The 24,165-nt window shown below is 23.3% G+C and carries 8 protein-coding genes; 4 read left to right on the plus strand and 4 right to left on the minus strand.

Annotated features, from left to right (window positions below; all coding sequences use genetic code 11):
• Nucleotides 1–2 precede the first annotated feature (2 nt).
• The 4 genes from kdsC to glyQ form a co-directional block, all read right to left on the minus strand.
• Nucleotides 3–539 carry a 3-deoxy-manno-octulosonate-8-phosphatase KdsC gene (gene kdsC, locus AB4W73_RS02770; RefSeq protein WP_367680321.1) on the minus strand — a complete coding sequence of 179 codons (537 nt, stop codon included), beginning with the start codon at nt 537–539 and terminating at the stop codon, nt 3–5.
• Between the two features lie 99 nt (nt 540–638).
• Complete coding sequence (kdsD, locus tag AB4W73_RS02775) at nt 639–1,625, minus strand: arabinose-5-phosphate isomerase KdsD (RefSeq protein ID WP_367680322.1); 987 nt, start codon at nt 1,623–1,625, stop codon at nt 639–641.
• A gap of 797 nt (nt 1,626–2,422) precedes the next feature.
• Nucleotides 2,423–4,504, minus strand: coding sequence for a glycine--tRNA ligase subunit beta (gene glyS, locus AB4W73_RS02780; protein ID WP_367680323.1), 2,082 nt, complete (start codon nt 4,502–4,504; stop codon nt 2,423–2,425).
• A gap of 9 nt (nt 4,505–4,513) precedes the next feature.
• A complete protein-coding gene (glyQ, locus tag AB4W73_RS02785) occupies nt 4,514–5,425 on the minus strand; it encodes a glycine--tRNA ligase subunit alpha (protein WP_367680324.1) in 912 nt (303 codons plus the stop codon).
• A gap of 2,084 nt (nt 5,426–7,509) precedes the next feature.
• Here glyQ and gshA point away from each other — a divergent pair.
• The 4 genes from gshA to AB4W73_RS02805 all read left to right on the plus strand — a co-directional run bounded on the left by gshA (nt 7,510) and on the right by AB4W73_RS02805 (nt 24,151).
• Entirely contained in the window at nt 7,510–9,075 is a 1,566-nt protein-coding gene (gene gshA, locus AB4W73_RS02790) for a glutamate--cysteine ligase (protein WP_367680325.1), read from the plus strand.
• A gap of 2,198 nt (nt 9,076–11,273) precedes the next feature.
• A complete protein-coding gene (gene asnS / locus AB4W73_RS02795) occupies nt 11,274–12,674 on the plus strand; it encodes an asparagine--tRNA ligase (RefSeq protein ID WP_367680326.1) in 1,401 nt (466 codons plus the stop codon).
• Nucleotides 12,675–14,252: 1,578 nt separating this feature from the next.
• Nucleotides 14,253–15,452 (plus strand): amino acid aminotransferase, encoded by a 1,200-nt coding sequence (locus AB4W73_RS02800; RefSeq protein ID WP_367680327.1) that lies wholly within the window; start codon nt 14,253–14,255, stop codon nt 15,450–15,452.
• Between the two features lie 7,103 nt (nt 15,453–22,555).
• Complete coding sequence (locus AB4W73_RS02805; RefSeq protein WP_367680328.1) at nt 22,556–24,151, plus strand: ABC-F family ATPase; 1,596 nt, start codon at nt 22,556–22,558, stop codon at nt 24,149–24,151.
• The last annotated feature ends 14 nt before the right edge of the window (nt 24,152–24,165 follow it).

The raw sequence follows: 24,165 nt of genomic DNA on the forward strand, positions 1-24,165 counted from the left end.
TTCTATTTTAGCTTATTATTAGCAAATAAAATAAGATCACATAGCTCGCGCACTGCTCCATATCCTCCAGCAAGACGTGTAGTATAGTGCGCATTAGCTAATAATGTAGGATGTGCATTTGCTACAGCAACAGATAAACCAACTTCTTTCATTACGGGCCAATCAAGTAAATCATCACCAATATAAGCAACTTCTGTAGATTTACAATTAAGTATAGTTAATAACTTTTTATAGGCAATACGCTTATCTTTTTGTCCTTGGTAGATATGAGTAATTTTTAACATTTTTGCTCGATCTGCCACTAACTGGGTAGATCCAGCGGTTATAATAGCAACTTCAATACCACAATTTTTTAAAGAATGGATACCATAACCATCATGAGCATGAAAAGCTTTCAGTTCTTCGCCTTTATTGCCAATGTATAATAAACCGTTTGACAGTACACCATCGACATCACAAATTAGTAAACGTATATTAGCAGCAAGTTTAATAATTTTTTGTTGTAAGTTTTCGTAGTTAGCATATATAGATTTATTCATTAATCTACGCCCTTAAAATATATTCTAAATAACTAGATTAGTTGATAATTTTATAAAAAATTTATTTATATTAATTTCCAATAGATGTTAAATAAATTTCTATATAACTCCAGCTTTTAATATGTCATGTATATGAATAATACCTAATAAAGTATTATCCTTAGCCACTAATAAACTAGTAACACTACGTGCCTGCATAAGATTAAAAGCATCTACTACTAGTATATTTGCGCCGACACGTATACCACCTTGAGTCATAACGTCAGCAATTTTGGCATTATTAAGATTGATTTTCATATCAAATACTCGTCGCAAATCTTCATCAGTAAAGACCCCTTCAATTGTCATTGAATTATCGCAAATAACGATTAAACTAAGTTTTTTATGTATAATTTCTAATAATGCATCACGTAATAATGCATCAGAGCGAATATATGGTATTTGATTACCAGTATGCATAATATCACTTACACGCAATGAAAGCTTACGACCGATAGTTCCTTTAGGATGAGAGCGTGCAAAATCTTCCCTGGTAAAATCACGTGCCTCTAATAATGCTATGGATAATGCATCCCCAATAATTAGCGTAGCAGTAGTACTAGTAGTTGGCGCTAACCCCATTGGGCAAGCTTCTTCCGCTACCTTAATGCATAGATGGATATCTGCTACTTTACCAATACGACTATCAGGATTACTACTCATGCAAATAAGAAGAATATTCTGGTATTTTATCATTGGAATTAAAGGTAGCATTTCATCGGATTCACCAGAATTTGAAATAGCTAGAACAATATCTTCTGAACTTATTATACCAAGATCACCGTGACCAGCTTCTGTAGGATGAACAAAAAAAGCAGGGGTACCAGTGCTAGCAAGAGTTGCTGCTATTTTTCTACCAATATGGCCTGATTTACCTACTCCCATTACAATAATTTTACCACGACAATGTAAAATTTTTTCACAAGCACGGGAAAAATCTTCATTAATATATTGATTAAGCTGTGCTAATGCATTAAGCTCAACTTCTAATACTCTTTTCCCTGATTGCTGGAAATGAATAGTCCGTAGCAATTCAATATTGGACATAATTAATTCCTACTCATTTTTAGCATAAAGTTTTAACTTTATATTACTCAATCCTAAAGAGCAAAAATAACATTACAAGGTAAACAACAATTTTTAAGTAATAAAATAATTTTTGTCATATAACATATTTTATTTTTTCATATTTTTACAAATTAAACTAGGGACAAATAGTGTAGTAGAAATCTTGTAATTTGATGTATAGTATAAAAATGATTTATTCCTGTATAATATTAAAATTACTATCCATAGTATTTCACTAATATATGCTAGCTTGTTACTAAGGTATCTTATAATTCTTCTTAAAAAACTACAAAGTAAAAAATTTAAAAAATAAAAGATTCTTATTTTTTTATTGTATTTTACCTATAACTATTTTTAATTATTATTAAGTATGCGAATAATATTAAAATAGTCACTAACTTGTAGGTTAACTCTATTTATGCGAAGAAGTTAAATAATTCATCTAAGACTAAAGATAAAAAATTAAAATTAGCGATATTTATATTTTTTATAAATTATTAATAACAAGATTTTTTTATATACTACATTGAATATCATGATCTTATTATCATATAGTATTTACAATCTTTATATACTTGATCTTTATATGCTTTTGTATTTGTGATGATTATTATGTTATAGGTGGTACCTTAACTTTATATTCTTAGTATAGTTTTATAAAACTATACTAAGAATATATTTCTATTAATAAGTTTTTAATAAAAATAATAAAGGAGTAGGATAAATAGAAATAGCTAAAGAAAATATTATTACTTTTAGTAGATTAAAAAATTAACTTATTGCAATAATGAAATATCTGCGATTTGTAAAAATAAATCACGAAGTTTACTAAGTAAGGTTAAACGATTTGTACATATAACTTTATCTTCAGTCATCACTATTACATTATCAAAAAATGCATCAACGGTTTCCTGCAATGTAGCTAATTTAACTAAGGCCTCTTGATAACAATTACGAGCTAGTAAAGGTTTTAATTGTTCACGTAATATCATAACTTTTCTTGCTAGTTTAATCTCAGCTACCTCCTTAAGCACTGATGTATCAACTTGATCACTTAAAATAACCGTAGATTTTGCTAAGATATTAGATACACGTTTATTGACTGCTGATAAAGTTACTGCTATATCCAATGTGCGGAAATAACTTATAGCTTGCATGCGCGCATTAAAGTCAGCAGGTTTTGTTGTATAAGATGCTAAAACTGCTTGAATAGTATCAATACTATGGCCCTCTTCTTGATACCAGGTTTTAAAGCGATTTAACATAAATCTAACTACATCAGCTACCACATTTTTATTACTTAATTTATTAGTATTATTATTAACATAAAGATTCATTGCATTTTCGCTGAGGGTTTGTATGTCTAATGGTAAATTATGATGAATAATAATACGTAACACACCTAAAGCTGCACGTCGTAGTGCAAAAGGATCTTTGTTACCTTTTGGTGATTGATTAATCCCAAAGATTCCTACTAGGGTATCCATCTTATCAGCGATAGCTAATGCACAAGAAACAGGCTGTGTTGGTAATGTATCACCAGCAAAACGTGGTTGATATTGTTCTTTTAAAGCTAATGCTACATTTTCTACTTCACCATCATAGCGAGCATAATGCATTCCCATAAAACCTTGTGTATCAGTAAATTCAAAAACCATATTCGTCATTAAATCACATTTAGATAATAATCCAGCCCTAGTTGCCTGACTTACATCCGCACCAATCTGAGAGGCAACCCAACCTGCTAACGCTACAATTCGATTAGTTTTGTCGCGTAATGTTCCCAATTGTTGCTGAAAAAGTACCGTTTCTAAACGTAATAAATTATCTATCAGACGATTTTTTCGATCAGTGTTAAAAAAGAACTCAGCATCTGCTAAACGAGGCCTAATTACTTTTTCATTGCCTAAGATAATCTGTTGTGGATCAGTTGATGCAACATTAGCTACAAAAATAAAATGTGACAATAAATGACCTTTAGTATCATATACAGGAAAATATTTTTGATCGTTTTTCATGGTAGAAACTAAAGCTTCTACAGGTATGGATAAAAATTTTTCTTCAAATCTTGCTGTTAGCACTACTGGCCACTCAACTAATGAAGTTACTTCTTCTAATAAATTCTCACTAATATCAGCTATTCCACCAATTTTTTGCGCTGCTTGTTGTACATCATGTTTAATTTGTGCTTTACGTTCCTCATAATCAGCAATTACCGCACCACGTATACGTAGAATTTGCAGATATTCTTGAGCGTGATGAATACTAAATTTTGATTCAGCCATAAAACGATGGCCATAGAGGATACGATTTGAATTGATTCCTAATATAGTACCAGTAATTAATTCACTACCTAATAATAAGGTTACCGTATGTACAGGACGTACAAATTGAGTTATTTTATTACCCCATCGCATTAACTTAGTTATTGATAATTGACTAAGGGCACTTTTAACCATTTCTATTAACAATAACTTAGTAGGTTTTCCTTTAATGCAAATACGATACGATAACCATTCACCTTTCTCTGTTGATAAACTTTTTGCTTGGTCTAGGGTAATACCACAACTCTGTGCCCATCCTTTAGCTGCTTTAGTAGGTCTACCTTCAGTATCATAGGCTTTAATAATTGCAGGACCACGTTTTTCTACTTCCTGATCAGGCTGAATCTGACTTAAATTTTCTACTTGTAACGCTAAACGACGGGGGGTAGCAAACCAGTGTACTTTTCCATGAGGTAAAAAGGCATTATCCATTTCAATAGTAAAATTATCAGCAAAAGATTGCGCTAGTGTACGTAATGTCTTTAGTGGTAATTCTTCGGTACCAATTTCTACAAGAAAAGTCTGTTGAGTCATTATGGTCTCTTAGTTCTTATTTTTACACATAGGAAAGCCTAATGCCTTACGTGATTTATAATAAGCTTTAGCAACAATTTTAGTCAATGTTTGAATACGTAGGATATAGCATTGACGCTCAGTTGCTGAAATAGCTTTACGTGCATCTAGTAAATTAAAGGTATGTCCTGCTTTTAAAATACGCTCATAAGCTGGTAGCGGCAAGACCTGTTCTAAATCTAAAAGTAATTTTGCTTCTTTTTCATATTGATTAAAACAATAAAATAAAAAATTTACATCAGCGTATTCGAAATTATAGGTAGATTGCTCTACTTCATTCTGATGGTAAATATCCCCATAAGTAGTTTTACCTAAAGGGCCATCAGACCATAATAAATCATAAACGCTGTTTACACCCTGAATACACATTGCTAAACGTTCTAGGCCATAAGTAATTTCACTTGTAACTGGTTTACACTCTAAACCACCAACTTGTTGAAAATAAGTAAATTGAGTAATTTCCATACCATTAAGCCATACTTCCCAACCTAAACCCCAAGCACCTAATGTTGGGTTTTCCCAATTATCTTCAACAAAACGAATATCATGAAGTTTAAAATTAATATTTAATTCATGTAGTGAATCTAAATAAAGCTTTTGAATATTGTCTGGCGAAGGTTTGATTATAACTTGAAATTGATAATAATGCTGTAATCGATTTGGGTTTGCACCATAACGTCCATCAGTAGGGCGCCGCGATGGCTGCACATAAGCAACAGCAATAGGTTCAGGCCCAAGTGTACGTAGACAGGTTATAGGATGAGAAGTTCCCGCGCCAACTTCCATATCTAACGATTGTATAAGAGTACAACCTTGACGAGCCCAATAGTCTTGTAATTTTAAAATTAAATACTGAAAGCTTTGTTTATTAAACTGTTGCATATTAAATCCGCACGGAATAAATTTAAATAAAAGTAAAATATAATAGTATACTGTTTAATGATAAGGTATATAGATAGTCATGGTATTTATTAATTTATTTCCTTTATAATTTAATCTATTTTTTAGATATAGAGCAGTTATGTAACATTTTTTGTAAGTGCATTACTAGATAAATATTTAAAATAATCTATTACTAATTATTTTAAGCTAAAATAATTAGTAATAGATTATAAATATAATCTTATATAAAATTATGGCATGGTATTAGTAATTAGATCTAATTTTAATTTAAAATTATTTTTATCTATTTTAGTAATAATCTAATATTATTTAGAATTATTTCATTATAAAGTAAGTACTTTATAACTTAATATTTAATATGTAAATAATTTATTTTTATATAATATTAAAATTACTAATTTATTAAAATATTGCTAATATATATAGTTATTAAAGAAGAAATTCTAAGATAAATTTATTGCATTAACTAAGGCAAAAATAAAAATAATTCATAATTTGGTAGAAATTGGTGATGTAATAAAAAGTATTGTCTAATAGTAATTAAAAACAAACAATAAAATTGTTAACTACTTTTAGGTAGTTTCTTTATTATAATATTATATTATAAATATTTTAACTTTATATACTAAACTATATTTTAGTAAAATCTAATAAAAATAGATCTTATAATTTATATTAACAAACGTAATTTCTTATATTAGATACCTTATTCTTACAGTTATATTTTTATATATTAATATAATATTTTTGTAACTAAAATAGCATAAAATTTAATACTCAAAATGTATTAAATAATAGTTATTATTATAGGTATATGTGTTCTATAAATATTATAATATTTAAGATGTAATACTAAAAATAAGGTAGTATTTTAATATTTGCTTACCTATCCAAACCTAAAATCCATGATAGTACTTTTATAGTTTTATTTATCTTAAGTTATAAGAGTGTTACTATATATTCTTTTCAGCTAAACTAATAAATAAAATAGATAAAAATATTTATTAAAAATATTTTTTATCCTAAAATTTGTATTAACAAAAATAGATAAATAACTAAAACTAAGAAATAAATAACCTAAGATTTTTTATTCTTTTATAAAAATTATTTATATCTTATTTTTATAACAGTAAATAAGAAAATTTATTCTAGCAAGAAGTCACATAGCTAAAATAATCCAAAATGATCAATTATTTATTTATATAATGTTATTAGTAATAAGATTAATAAAATTTATTACAATTTCTAAAAACTACTATTTAGTATTAGAACTAAGTTTGATATATATTAAAGATTTAGATATAAAAAAATTAATAAATTTATTAAAAAAATCAAAATATAGATTTACTTTTAATATACTCTTTTTGCATAATTAATCTATACTAATAATTTTTACTTATTTTTAATTTTTATTTATATTGGTTTTAATAGAAATTAAATTAATAATTTTATTTTTAACTAAAATATACTTATATAAATTTATTTATATAAAAATATCTATACTAAATTTTTAAATAACTGCAATAAACTAATTAATTTTTAATTTAAAATAATAACAATATTATTTAAACTATAAATTATATAATAGCAGATAAATCTATATAAAAATAATTTTTTACCTTACTGCTATTATATTAGCTATTTATTAGGTATGTTTTAGTATTTTATATTTTTATTAGAATTTATAATATCTACTTAGTAAATATTATAAAATAATTCTTCTCTTTATAAAATATAATTAATATATATCAATTACTATATTGATATTATGTACTAAATAAAAAAATTTTTTATCATATTATTTATATTAAAATAATATATTTAAATAAAAAATTATTTTATGTTTTAGATAGCAAAACTATTTAATAAAATTATCATAAAGTTATATGCTAATTAGCAAAAAATGTTAAAACATTAATAAATTCCTTTTATTAAATAAGTTTAAAAATAATTTATTAAACTAAATCGTATTGACAATAATGAAGTTACAACGCATTGTTTAGTTTTGATGTTCTTAAAACTAAGTATGATAATGTATCCTATTTTTGTAGCAGGAGACTAATTTGATACCAGATACATCGCAAGCGCTTTCCTGGTTGGAAGCAAACCCTGAAGTACTACAAGGGATCCGTCGTGGCATTGAACGGGAAACATTAAGAATTACTGCTGATGGCAACTTAGCAGAAACTACACATACAGTATCTTTTGGTGCTGCATTAACACATCAATGGATTACTACTGATTTTGCTGAAGCCATGCTAGAATTTATTACTCCAGTTAATACTGATATTGACTATCTACTTATTTTTTTACGTGATCTACATCGTTATACAGCACGTAAACTAAGTAATGAAAATATGTGGCCATTAAGTATGCCATGCTTTATCAAAGCACAACAAAATATTAAACCCGCTACCTATGGCTCTTCAAATATCGGTCGTTTTAAAGCTTTATATCGTAAAGGTTTAAAAAATCGTTATGGTGCTTTGATGCAAACTATCTCCGGCGTTCATTATAATTTTTCCTTACCACTAATTTTCTGGCAGAAAAGAGTTGGTATTATCGATGAAAATAGCGGCAAAGAAGAAATTTCAACTGGTTATTTTCGTCTAATTCGTAACTACCATCGTTTTGGTTGGGTTATTCCCTACTTATTTGGTGCTTCACCTGCAATTTGCTCTTCATTTCTTGAAAAAATAGAAACTTCATTAACTTTTAAATATAAAAATGGCCTTTACTATCTACCATATGCTACCTCATTACGTTTAAGTAATTTAGGGTATACAAATAAACTGCAAAATAATCTAATAGTTCTTTGTAATGATCTAGTGAGTTATGTTAAAGGATTAAAGCATGCTATTAATACACCTTCAGCAACGTTTACAGCTTTAGAATTACAAAAAAATACAGATTACCTACAACTTAATACTAATATATTACAGACAGAAAATGAATTATATACATCTATTAGACCTAAAAGAGTCACTAGAACAGGCGAATCACCATCAGATGCTTTGTTACATAGTGGTATTGAATATATTGAAGTACGTTCATTAGATATTAATCCTTTTTCGCCCATTGGAATTGAAGCTATACAAATTCGTTTTCTTGATTTATTTCTAGTCTGGTGTGCGTTGGTAAATATACCTGAAATGAGTGCTGATGAATTACTTGGTACACGTAAAAATTGGAATAAAATTATCTTAGAAGGGCGTAAACCAGAGCAAACTATTGATATTGGTTACGCAGTAGAACAACCACTAAGTAAGGTAGGTAAAATTTTATTTGCTGATTTACGTCGCATTGCAAAAGTCTTTGATGGTAAAGATAAACAGACGTATCAGCAGGTTTGTGATGAACTAGTTACATTTTTTGATAATCCAAATCTAACCTATTCTACTCGTATTTTATGTAAACTACAGCAAAAAAAACAAGAAAATATAACAAGTAATCTAGGTCTAGATTTAGCAAAATACTATCATCAAATGCTACAGAATGAACCATTTCAACTCCTTACTGAAAAGCAATTATCTGACGAGTATCATGCTTCGTTAAAAAGACAATATATACTAGAACAAGAAGATAAACTCGATTTTAAAAAATATCTTTTGCGGTATACGAATAGTTAATAAAAAAGTACCGTATACTTACAATTAAATAATATATTAAAAATAAAAATAACAATAATGAATATGTATCTTATATATACTATAGCGTGTAAAAAAAATAAATTTCTTTAATCAAAAATATTAAATAAATTAGATATAATAAAGACCTTATAACTTAATACTTAATATATAAATAATTTATTTCTACACAATATAATTAGCTATTAAAGAAAAATAAGTTCTAGTCTACATAAATAACAATACACTTTAATATAGGAAATAATAATCTAAAGTAATAAATTAAATAAATTAAACATCACTTAGTATTTAATAAAATTATTACTAAATGGATAGAATAGTATTCTTACTTAGTATAGAGAACTATTTTAATATTTATTAATACAGGATACTTAATATCTAGAGTAGAAGTATCTATCATATATTAAGATATATTAAACTTTGCTATAAAATTTAATATAGATTCTATGATTTGTGTTTTGGTAACTAGAATACACTAATTTATAAAATAATAGTTATTATTATAGGTAATATGTGTTCTATAAATACTATAATATTTAAAATACAATATTAAAAATCGAGGTAGTATTTAATGCTTTCCTGCTTATTTTTTAGGTCTAAAATTTTATTGAATATAAATTAGATTAAGTTAAAACGCTTTATATAAATTAATAATACGTCTTATCTTTCTGTTTTTTATAATTTTATTTAAAATAGATCACAAGGGTATTATTATAATATTTTTATAAAGTTAATATTAAATACTTTAGAAAGGTAATAATTTGATAAAAGTAATGTTAACTATAGGTTTTTATATTTAAATTTTTTTTGAATATTAACTAAAATTAATAGTTACTACTATCAGCGATATAAAATATTAATAGTTTAGATAACATAGTCTATTAATAAATAGTATGTAAAGTTAGGTCTATTAAAATAAATATAACAGTAGCGTAGATAGTTTATATGTTAATTGGTAGAAATAATTCTACTATTTTAACTTTAGAAGATAATTTAAAAATTTAGGTAGATAGGATAGATTAATATTTTATTCAATAAAATATAACTAATGTATTAACAACTAATAATCGCAACTATATAGGTATTATTAATTTGTAATTAATAATACTTTTAAGTAGATAGGTAGTAAATTTTAGTATCTAATAAATATATTATACGTATAAATTACGCACCTTTTCATATATTATTAAATATAGAAGTTGGTTATTTTTATGATTTTATCTAGATAGATAAAATAATTTATTAGATAGCATTTTAGATAGATTATGTATATAAATTACACGGATATACCTAAATACTATTAATTAACCATAATCTCTGGTCTAAACTAAATTTTTAATTAAGAATGATACATTTTATCTACTACAATGTAATAGTAAATTACACACTCTATTGCAACTATTTAGGTAAAAGTAATATAAAATAACTGTGTATTATATACCATATGCATGGTGCCTAATTAAAAAAAGATAAATTTTTAAATACTATACTCATTAGCAAATTTATTTTATTTATAATAATTAAAATAAAGCTTATTAGTAAATTTTTTAGGATTTACCAGTTATTCTGTTAATATAACCATAACTATCTATTCATATAGATTTCTAGTGATATTAGATCACTTAATTAAGAACTAAAAGAATATACTATTTTTATACATATAATTTTACTAATTATAGAAATAATAATTTTTTGTACATCCATAATAAAATCTAAATCTATTTTTATAATACCATTATAGCAATGTCTCTAATAGTTATAACAGTATTCAATTAACAGCTTATTTATTATAATAGATATCTTGAAATATTAGCATTACTAAAAACTATGTCATAAAAATCCTAATTGTATTAATTTAATAATCACTACTTATACATTACATTATTAGAATTAATATAGTAATAGATTTCTTGTAAGGATTACTTATATTTAAAGATATATGCTACGAATTTTATGTACCTAATATTCACAAATACTATATATTCGCATATATACTTAATAAGTATATAGTTTAGGTACCTTATGTTAGAACATAAACTACAATTATATAAAATATTTTTTATCTTATATGTTAAAACATAAACTATAGCTATATAGAAGTTTTATCTCTATTCTATTAGTTGTTACTTATTTATTAGCTTATTATTTTTGCAAAATAAACCTTATGTAAAGAGTAATTTATGAAAATTAGATCTATTGTCGAGGTCTTACAAGGCCTTGTTATCTTAAATAGTAAAGTTATCGTACGTGGTTGGGTGCGTACTAAAAGAGATTCTAAAAAAGGAATCTCTTTTATTGATCTTTATGATGGTTCTTGTTTTAATGTTTTACAAATTATAGCTCATGATTATCTTAATAATTATGAGCAAGAGATATTGCGTCTAACGACTGGTTGTGCAATTGAAATTACAGGACAACTTGTCTCTTCACCTGTTGAAGGACAAAAGTTTGAAATTCAAGCTACTAATATTAAAGTTATTGGTTGGATTGATAATCCAGAAAGTTACCCAATTACACCTAAACGTCATAGTATGGAATATCTACGTAAATACGCTCACTTACGTCCACGTACTAATCTAATTGGTGCCGTAGCGCGGATACGTAACACATTAGCACAGGCTATTCACCGTTTTTTTTATGCAAAAGGTTATTTATGGGTATCGACACCTCTAATTACTGCTGCTGATACTGAAGGTGTAGGTAAAATGTTTCGTGTTTCGACGCTAGATTTAGAAAACCTTCCGCGTAGACAAAATGGTAAGATAGATTTTACAAAAGATTTTTTTGGTAAAGAAGCTTTTCTAACAGTATCGGGGCAATTAAACATAGAAACTTATGCTTGTGCCTTATCAAAAGTATATACTTTTGGTCCTATTTTTCGAGCAGAAAATTCTAATACTAGTCGTCATTTAGCTGAATTTTGGATGGTTGAACTGGAAACTGCTTTTGCTACTCTTGATGATATCATTATCTTAGCAGAAGAAATGTTAAAATATATTTTTAAGGTAGTACTAGAAAATTGTTCTGATGATCTTAAGTTTTTCGCTAAATACATAGATAAAAATATAATTATTCGTTTAACTGATCTTATTAGGTTAGATTTTAAACAAATTAATTACAGTACTGCTATTGAAATATTACAACAATCTAATCAATCCTTCGAGAATCAAGTTTCTTGGGGAACTGATCTTTCTTCTGAGCATGAACGTTATTTAACTGAGCAATATTTTAAAATACCAGTAGTAGTAAAAAATTATCCTAAGAATATCAAAGCATTTTATATGCGCATTAATGATGATAATAAAACTGTTGCCGCTATGGATGTATTAGTACCTGGCATTGGTGAAATTATTGGGGGATCACAACGTGAAGAACGTCTTAATATATTAGATAAACGTTTGGTAGAAATGAATCTTAATAGAGAGGATTATAATTGGTATCGTGATTTACGTCGCTATGGTACAGTACCACATGCTGGTTTTGGTCTTGGTTTTGAGCGTTTAATTGCTTATATTACTGGCATACCTAATATCCGTGAACTGATCCCATTTCCACGAACACCAAAGAATATTGCTTTTTAATTTAATCAATTAAAATTATTAGTATTAAATAAATAAAAAGTTAAATTACATTAGTTTTTTATTATTTTTCTATAATTTATTTTTGTTATATAATACATTTAATTAGTATTTAGATTTAATTTATTTTAAATAAAAATATTATTATTAAATTTATAATATTTTTGGATGGATTAATATTTTTTATTAATTAAATGGTATGTCTTTTAGTATATACAATACAAAACTATTAGATAAGTTCCCTAAAAATTATTAATAATAGTAATAGTATTCAAATGATATTAATAAAAATTATAGTATAATTAAACATAATATTCTCTTAGTACTTATTTTACTTTTTAGTTACTAGTAATCTTTACATGGTAGAGATTTATAATAAAGATAATAGTGAACTTAACCTTTATAGTATAATTAATGCCATATCATTTATTTTGATAATAAGAGCGAAAGTAATGAATGATCTTACATTCTTTTTGGTTTAAAAGATCAAGCTAAAAATTTTTAATTAATACACTGGATACGATTAAGTAGATAAGAACTAAGAGCTAATAAACTTAAATTTAGAATTATAAAAAAATTTCGTCTTGCTTTCGTTGATATAAAATTTGTTAAATTAGGCTTAATCAATTATAATCGTAACTATAATTTACTTTATATATCAATATATAAACTAATATCATATTAATTAATAGGGGTAATTTATTCTTTTTTTCTAATAATTACATAAGTGCTTATTCTTCTAGGTTAACTATATACTATAATACTAATTTTTTTAACATAATTAATGGCTTAAATTTTTGTTTTATAATACTAATACATGAATCAAGATGGCAAAGAAGGTCTTAAAAATATAAAAAATTCAAAATATTGAAAGTATTAGTTTTTATATTATCTATGACATTAATCGTGGCATAAATCTGAGTGTTACTTATTCTACTATTAATAATATTTTTAAATAAAATAGCTATTTAATACTCATAATAATAAAGTTTAAGAGTAAAATATAAATGTTAAATATAATTATAATAATCTATATTTAGTGCTAATATATATAGAAACTAAAAATTTAATACTATATAGTATATACAAGTAAATCATTATGAGATAAATAAAATATTAAAGTTAAAGTTATAGTGTAGTGTTAATTGTATTTTAGTTTATGTTCTTCATTAATTCATGTTTAATTTCAAGATCTAAATAACCTAATAGGTAATATCTATTAAAATATGTTTTTGTTAGTTCTTTTTATAATTTTTAATAAAAATATTGCTACTTATGTTAATTATAAAATAAATTTGTTAAAAACAGCATTATAAATACTAAAGATGTTATTAATATAGTTATAGTTTATAATTTTTAAATTAATTCAATAAATAGCACAAGCTTTATTTAACTACTAATTATATACAAAAAATAAGATTTAGGTTCTATTTTTTATTATTATTAATTTTTTTATTATTTTTTATGCTAAATTTAATTAGAATACAATATTTATTTTTATCATAAATGATTGGCAAAGTAGTAAACTAACGTTACTCTAATGATTTAATTGCTTAACTTTAAGTTATGGAAATCTCTTGAATGTTTGAAAAAATCACTGCTGCACCTGCTGATCCTATTTTAGGTTTAGCAGTCCTTTTTGAAAAGGACTGTCGAGATAAAAAAATTAATTTAGGTATTGGCGTTTATAAAGATGAAAATGGTAAAACACCGATACTGAGCAGTGTAAAAAAAGCTGAACAACTTTTATTAAATAATGAAACTACAAAGAATTATTTAAGTATTGATGGGCTTGAAACCTTTGCGCGTTCTACCCAGTACTTACTTTTTAGTAACTTAAACTCAGTAATTAAACGGGCGCGTAGTGTACAAACTCCTGGCGGAACTGGTGCCTTACGTGTAGCTGCTGATTTTATTGTTAAACAAACGGGTACTAAACGGGTTTGGGTAAGCAATCCAAGCTGGCCTAATCATAAAAATGTATTTTCTGCTGCTGGTTTAGAAGTACTTGAATATACTTACTACGATGCTAAAAAACATATCTTAGATTTTAATAATTTGCTAAATTGCTTAAAAAATAATGCTAAAGCTAATGATGTTATACTACTTCATGGTTGTTGTCATAACCCAACTGGTATCGATCCAACAAAAGAGCAATGGGATAAACTAGCAGAATTATCTGCAAGCAAAAAATGGTTACCGCTATTTGATTTTGCTTACCAAGGTTTTGCTAAAGGATTGAAAGAGGATGCTTATGGTCTACGTGTTTTTGCAGAGAAACATGAAGAATTAATTGTTTGCAGCTCCTATTCAAAAAATTTTGGCCTATATAATGAACGTGTTGGAGCTTGTACCCTAGTAGCTATTACTTCTAAGAATGCAGAAGACGCATTAAGTCAAATGAAAGCGATAATTCGTGCTAATTACTCTAATCCTCCTGCACATGGGGCAGCAGTAGTAGCAACAATACTTAATGATGAAAAATTATATAAGTTATGGAAATATGAACTATCTCAAATGAGGGAACGTATTCAGCTTATGCGTAAACTATTTGTGAAAACTCTAAAAATAAAAGGTGCCGGAGATTTTAGTTTTATTGAAAAACAGAATGGCATGTTTTCTTTTAGTGGTTTAACTGAAAAACAAGTATTACAATTACGTAACCCAAAATTACATAATCAATTTGCAGTTTATGCTGTTAACTCTGGTCGAGTTAATATTGCAGGAATGACAACCAGAAATATGGCAGCACTCTGTGAAGCTATTGTTACTGTTCTTTAGTCTAAAACTTAATTACTTAATTATTTAATTACTAAGGCATAATTCAAGTGACAAAAATTTCTTAAAGATGATTATCTACCAATAAAAGTATTACGTTTGCTATTGTTACTATATTATTTATATAATAATTATATAAATAATATAGTAACAAAAAATATAAAATACGTATTAATTTATATAGTATTTTCTAATATTCGATAAAATTAAATACTAATTATTATAAGTATATTGATAGATTTAAATTTCAAAAATTCTAATTTATCTAGTTTTAGATTAGAAATTACTATATTTAAATTAAATCTTAATTTAGATGATTTTATCTATTTTTATAATTGTTTAATATAATTTTAAATTTTTTAATTATATAACAGGAATTATATAAGTTAATTATAAAAATAATAAGCATTATTAATAACTATAGTAATAAATATTATTTTATATAGTACTTATTATATGAATACAAGCAGATTAAATTAAAATATTTTATAAAACATAATATTATAACTTGATTTAAATCAAGTTATAAAGTTCTTATAACGTGAATATAATTCAAGGATATATTACACAAACTATGTACATAAGAAAAGCTATTTAATCTAATGGTTCATTTATATTTTATATAGGTTAGTTATTATTGGTTAGCTTTTTATTTTTGATTAATTTAAGTTCTACTAACTTAGTATCTATTTATTAATTAATTAAACTTTTATAAAATTATCATAAATAATATTAAATTAAAATAATTAGACTACGATATCTATTAGATGATATATTTATTTTTTTATTTTTATGTACAAAGAAAAATTATGCTTTTTATTTATTTCTTTTTTAAATATAATAAAAAATTAAAAATAATTTCTTAGAGACAAAACTCTTTATCGTAAAAATAAAAAAATAAATTATAGTGTTAAAATATAATTTTTTATATTTATAAAACTAACTTATATTATTTTATAAATTACTTTTGGCCTAAACTGATTTATTTATGTTTCTTTCTCTTTAATTCTCTAAACTATGATATTAGATCATATAAGTTATATTTATCTATCTATATATTTAAATCTTTTTTATAAAAAATATAAAACAATGTATAAAATACTTTTTATATTTGTATTAATATAAATTAAAAAATTATTTTAGTAGATATAAAATAGGCTTTTCTCATAAAATTTTTTACTACTCTAAACATAAAATTTACTGTAAATTTACAGTATATATGCTATATTAAATTAAAATTTAATATTCTTTATTAGTAAAATATACTAATTTCTTATTATATTACGTTAATACTTAGTATTTTAATACTAGCTTTTAATATATTGATATTATCATGTAAGTTATAAATTTTAACTATATAATAAATTATCATTATCTTTAAATAAGAGTATATAAAATACATATTGCAAAAAAGTTACTAAGCTTAATCTTTTAGTTATATTAAATAATTAAACTAAATTATAAGATGATATTTTAAGTTTTTAATAAAAATATTATTTAACATATATTAAATCAATATATTATGAATAATTTATAACATTAATATTATTCTGTATATTAAATTTTATACATAATTATTTAAAATTTATTTATATAATTTAATCATTTACTCTAGTAAAGCTATAAAAGTTATTTTTATATATTTTATAATCCATGATTATGGTATCTTATAGTAAAAGTAAAAATATAACTTTCCAGATTTTATAGTATATTTATACTTTATTTTAATAATAATATTAAGCCACTAATAAGTTTTAGTTATCTTAACTAAAACTTATTAGTGGCTATCTAAAAAACTAGAATTTTTATTATAAGAAATAATTAGATAAATTATTTTAGTACTCTTATATATATTAACTTAATTATTAATTACTTATTATAATTATATTACACATTTTTAATTAATGCTCTTTATTGTATTTTATTAAAATTTTAGTCTATTTAAATATATTATATAATTTACTATATAATATTAATTTATGCATTACATAAAGGTTATAATTAACTGGCAATAAAATACTCTAATTACATCAATTAAATAAATTATTTTTTAAAATTTAAAAGCATATATATTAGTACTAGTAATGAAAATAGATAAGTTATAAGTATTTATATATTTATATTTTAATCATACTGATTAATTTAACAGCAAAACACTAATGGGTAATATTTATATTATTTAATAAAGTAATAGCATTACTACTAATATTTCTTAATAAAAAATTAAATCTAGATTATTATGGATAATTAAATGTTAATAAACATAATCTAAGCATATATACTATATCATATAAATGATATCTTAACATTATCGCATAATCTTATTATAATAAATAATAAAAATTAAATATCAATATATGATCTAAAGAAATTAGCATAGTTAGATTATTACTACTATCTTCTTTATCAATACTTATAATATTAAATATTCTAATTACTAAGTTTACTAATTTTATAGTATTACTTTACTAAGCAATAGTAAGAATTAATATAAGTTACTGATTTTATTTTTTACTATTAAAATATATTTTAATAAGTGATTATAGTCAAAATTAATATTTAATTTCATGAAAACTATATTCTAGGTAATAATAATTAATAAATTTATTTAGTATTGTTTTCAGAAAAGTTAAATAAAAAAATAATAAACTAACTCTTAGTTTTAATTATTATAAATAGCATACATAACTTATTAAATAAAATATGCTTAAAAATATCTATATATTATTATATAAACATATTAATATAGTATATTTAGTTATTTTTAAATAGAATATTAAAATTTAAAATCATGCTACTAACTAATATAACTGAATACTATATTCGTTATTTTAATAGATTAAGATCAAATAATAAATTAAATACTATTAAATAATAGAAAACCAGAAATTATATTCTTAAGAGTTAATTTTAAAGTATACAGAATCTTACTCTTTTTATTATAGATAAAATATATCAGCATATATTATTTATTTTTTATAATATTTATTTTAATTATAAAATTATAATAATCTAAGCTATAGGCAATTAATACTTTCTTATTAGAGTTGGCTATTAAATAATTTATTAACTATTTAGTTTAAGAATTAAAAATATTATTAAATTGAGTTTTTATTTTTAAATAATTATTAAATTTACTCTAGATAGAGAGTAAATTTAATATATTTTCCTATTTTTATTGAAGTTTAGTTACTAAATACTTTAATTACTATTTTATTCTAATTAGGGCAATGGCAACTTAGTTTATTATATCACACATTTTTTAAGGCTTATACTTATATTACAGATATTACTAAATAGTACCTGTTTAGTTTTATAGTGGTCTGTTAATAAAGTAATTGATTTATAATATGTTACACCTAGTCTATATTTTTCATTATTAACTGTTATAGCAATAGTTTAATGCTTTATTAAGCTTATTTAGAACTAGCACTTCTTACATAAGTATTGCTAATAATTTCCTAAACAAGAAAATCTCTATACAATATAAAGTAATAAATAAAAATACCAAAAATAAAAAATCATCACTGAGTTAGTAGCAGATACAGTTTAACTTAAAAAATAATAAAATATTTAATACAGTAGATAAATATAAATAAATAATAATAGTTTATAATTTAGATTATAATTAAATAATTATTTATTAATAATTTTCAAGCGTCTATAATGGCATTATAGTTATTTTTTTGTTAACTAAAATTATAGGATAATAATAATTATATATTAAAAAATAGTATACAGTATTAGCGTATACTTATCAATTCGACTAAATACTACTTAAAACAATAAAAATATAAAGAATTTATTCAAAAAAGACACATCTTAAGAACTAAGTAATCATTAATAAAAAATAAAGCAGTTACCTATATAACTATTTTTAATAAAAACATTATAATTTTAGATCACTCAAGAGTTTTATATATAAATATATCTTATAATTAAAATAGTGATAGATATAGATTATTCAGGATTAGTTAAATTTATTTAAAATTAATATCACTTAAAAAATAAAGAAAAAATCTTTAGTACTAAAAGATAACATAATAATTATAAATTATTAAATTAGTATGCATTAAATAAAATGTTATTAGTGTAATTAAATAATCTAAAGTTATATTAGATTACACTAAAATAGGTAATAATAATTTAAATTAAAATGTAATATAACTATAGTAATTTATAACATAAAATTAGATAATAAGAGTTTTTAAAAAAAATTAATAATAAAGTTACTAATTAGCTTTATAATACAAAAGTTTATTAATTAAAACGTAATGTCTCTAGATTTTTTATTTAATATAGGTAGATTTAAATTAATAATATTTAAGTGATAGTAGAGATTTTTTAAAATATATTTATGAATATAGTTTTAGTCATAAAATAATAGGTTATATGTATAATATACATATTAATGTTAGTATTTTACTATTACCTAATGGATAAATCATACATTTATGTTATGATTCATAATTTATTTTATAAAATAGTATATGTTTTAATCCTATTAAAAATAAAAAATTATGTTTTGTATAGTTTAAAATAAACTTTTACGATAGCTTATACTATTTATAAAAAATTTATTTTATATTATTAAATTATTATGATTATATTAATTATTCTAGTAAATAAGTCATAATTAATAATATTAAAAAAAAATTTTTTTAACATATATTTTTAATTTAAATAATTTATATGAATAATTCTTTACCAATACTACTTAAACTATTAATTAAAATATTGATATCTAGCATGTTACTATTTACCTTATTTAATAAATATATAGTAAAATCATATAAATTAACTTAAAATTAAATATTAATACTAATTAGTTTTGTTAAAAGACAATCATATAGTATCATTGTTTATCATAACAAATACAAATAACTTCAAATAAAGTATTTTATAAAAAATAATGATATTATATCATCTCTCTATTTTTTCAAATTTTATTTGAATTAAGTTATAGATTTCTATTAAGATTGTTTTTAATTTATATTTTTAGCTAAATTTTTAGAATGTAATAGTAACTCAATAACAAACCAAAGTATTATTTAATATGCTATGATTAATTATAGATTATTCTATGTATGTTTCATATTTTATTAAAAAATACTTAATCTAATTAACTTCTAACAACTATTTTTTACTTAATAAGTGACTTCTATCAAAAAGATTTAAACGTTGTGTCTTTTATTAGAGACAGATATTCCACTATTAGTAGTATAATTTATACATAAGTACTACCATATAGTCAAACATAACTAAATTTTTTATTGCACGCTGCATTAGAATAAAGATCCTAAAACACAAATATTAATAGTATTAGTTTGATCCAACAACTATTAATTTATAAAGTTACTTAGATGCGTATTACTTTTATAAATACAAAATAATATGGGTAATTATTACCCTACCCATTATAGCTATTAGCTAAATATTTTTATGTTTTCCTAGGTTATCTATTAATTTATATTACAATCTAAAAGTTATTTGATAAATTATTATCAAATAACTTTTATTACATAAGTAATAAAATTGCTAATATTATATTTACTAAAAATAGTAAAAGTAAATACTAGCTAAAACTTTATGTATACATTGCATCTTATTATAATTTCTAGCTATTTATAAAAATTAAAAAATAGTATCTTATCTATGCTAATATTAGCATAAAAAAATTTTTAATTATGTTGATACTTGAAGTGTAAGTCAATTTTTATTGATAACTAATTTTAGTTTATTAGTTAAATAATTTACATAAAGTTTAATAATAAATATAAAATAAATAGTTATGGGTTATTTAACGTGTAAGTATACTATTTATATTAATCCTAATAGATAGGTATAAAATTATCATTATCTAATACGTAGCATTGATAATAATCAACTTTATTTTTAGGTAATACTAGTAATACTTTATCATACTTAGTATCTGTTAACATATATAATTAGTATTTGTTTCTTAACTATTAAAATAATCTAAATTTTAGTAAGCTTGATATATTAATTTTAGTAAAAGTAGTAATACTAATAATTATATTACTAAAGTTGATTAATATTATTAACATAAAATAAACTTAATTTATATAACAAAATTAATTTATTAACTACTTATATTATATTACTATTAAATTTTAAGTCTTATAAATTATACTATAAAGATTTTTATAACTTTTTGATCTATTTGAGATTTATTTTACTCATCTTATTTTGCTTAAGTAGTATATTTAAATATTTATTTATTTTCTTTTATTATATAATTAAAAATTAGGTTATACTTTTACTTTTTTTTACTTTTTAAGTATAGTAAAATAAGTTTATAAAATTTTATAAATTACAATATAGTTTTCTTATTTTTATGTAATAAAAACCTATTTATCTTAGCAAAGTAAATTAATTTAATAGTACTTAATATAGAAAATATATTATTAAGCAATAAAATAAATTATATAATCTCTTAAGAATCATTAGATTAATAATATTTTCTTGTATTATTTAAATATATATGTTGATATAATTATAAAAAAGTAACATATTTTTAACTGTAATAAAATTAGTTTTCACTGTAATTATAGGCAATACATTTACTAATTAAATCATGTTTTCTAGCGATTATGCTTATAGTGATTATTAAAAAATAACAAATAAAACTAAAGATTTAAACTTAAAATTCTATCAAGAATAGATGATTTTCTATTGAAAACTATTATTTCTTTTACTTATACTAAAAAATAATTTTTAGTAATGCATTAAATTATAATAATATGTGATATAATTTAATTATTATAAGTTCCGTTTATAATATTAATAATTGAGTCGATGTCTATAGTATTCTTAGTACTAGTTACAGGTTTTCTCTAAAAATTCTTTAAATAATGGTAATAATAAGAATAATAATAGAGTTTACAGTTTTATTTATAGTATTAGTTTCCAATTTAATCTAATGTAAAATATTGCTCTAAATTTTTCTTATAAAAAAGCTGTATCTTAAGTCTTAATGTCAGTATTTTTTTACTGGTATAGGGTATATTTTTAATAGTAATTAAAATAATTTTTATAAGAAATAATATTTTTAATCTATCAATTAGTTAATTGAGAATAACTTTGTGTTAAGTGCTAATAATATTACCATGCAGTTTGGCAGCAAGCCACTATTTGAGAACATCTCTATTCAATTCTCTGCTGGCTATCGTTATGGACTAATTGGTGCCAATGGATGTGGCAAATCTACTTTAATAAAAATCCTTGGTGGTGATTTATTACCAAGTAATGGCAATGTTTCCTTTGATCCTAATCAACGTTTAGGTAAATTACATCAAGATCAATTCGCTTTTGAAGAATGTAGTGTGATTAATACTGTAATTATGGGACATAAAAAATTATGGTTAGTTAAAACAGAACGTGACTTAATTTATTCTTTAACTAAAATGAGCGAAGCAGATGGCTACAAAGTAGCTAATCTAGAAGCTTCCTATGGCGAAATGGATGGTTATAGTGCTGAAGCGCGAGCTAGTGAGTTATTACTTGGTATAGGTATTCCTCTTAAACAGCATTATAATTTAATGAGTAGCATTGCTCCTGGCTGGAAGCTTCGAGTATTATTAGCACAGGCTTTATTTGCTGATCCTGATATTTTATTACTTGATGAGCCCACTAATAACCTTGATATAAATACTATTCGCTGGCTTGAGCAAATATTAAATGAACGTAATAGCACTATGATTATTGTTTCTCATGATCGTCATTTTTTAAATATGGTTTGTACTCACATGATAGATTTAGATTATAATGAATTACGGCTCTATCGAGGTAACTATGATGAATACATGGCTACAGCTACTCAGGTTCGTGAACGCTTATTATTAAATGTTGCTAAAAAGAAAGCGCAAATTTCTGAATTGCAATCTTTTGTTAGTCGTTTTAGTGCTAACGCGTCTAAATCTAAACAGGCTACTTCACGCGTTCGTCAGATTAATAAAATTCAATTAGATGAAGTAAAGATTTCTAGTCGTCAGAATCCTTTTATTCGCTTTGAGCAAGACAAAAAATTATTTCGTAATGCATTAGAAGTACAAGCACTTAGTAAAAAATTTGGCCAACATAGTTTGTTTAATAACCTAGATTTAAGGGTTGAAGTTGGCGAAAAAATTGCTATTTTAGGTACTAATGGTATTGGTAAATCTACTTTACTAAAAATATTAATTGGCGAGCTTACTGCTAGTACAGGTATAATAAAATGGTCAGAAAACAGTAAAATTGGCTATTGCGCACAAGATCACGCTAGCGATTTTGAAGTTAATTTAACGGTATTTGATTGGATGAATCAGTGGAAACAAGAAAAAGATGATGAGCAAGTAGTACGTAGTATACTTGGGCGTTTGCTATTTAATCAGGACAGTATTAATAAAAAAGTGAGTGTTCTTTCTGGTGGCGAAAAGAGGCGTATGCTCTTTGGTAAATTCATGATAATAAAGCCAAATATTTTAGTAATGGATGAGCCAACGAATCATTTAGACTTGGAATCTATAGAAGCTTTAAATATAGGATTAGCATTATATAAAGGCACACTAATTTTTGTTTCTCATGATCGTAAATTTGTTAGTTCATTAGCAACACAAATTATTGAGATAACTCAAGATAAAATTATTGATTTTAAAGGTAACTATGAAGACTATTTGTATAGTCAAGTAATTAAATCCTAATTAAAACACTTATT

This window comes from Candidatus Fukatsuia anoeciicola, from assembly GCF_964059965.1.
Taxonomy (GTDB): Bacteria; Pseudomonadota; Gammaproteobacteria; order Enterobacterales; family Enterobacteriaceae; genus Fukatsuia; species Fukatsuia anoeciicola.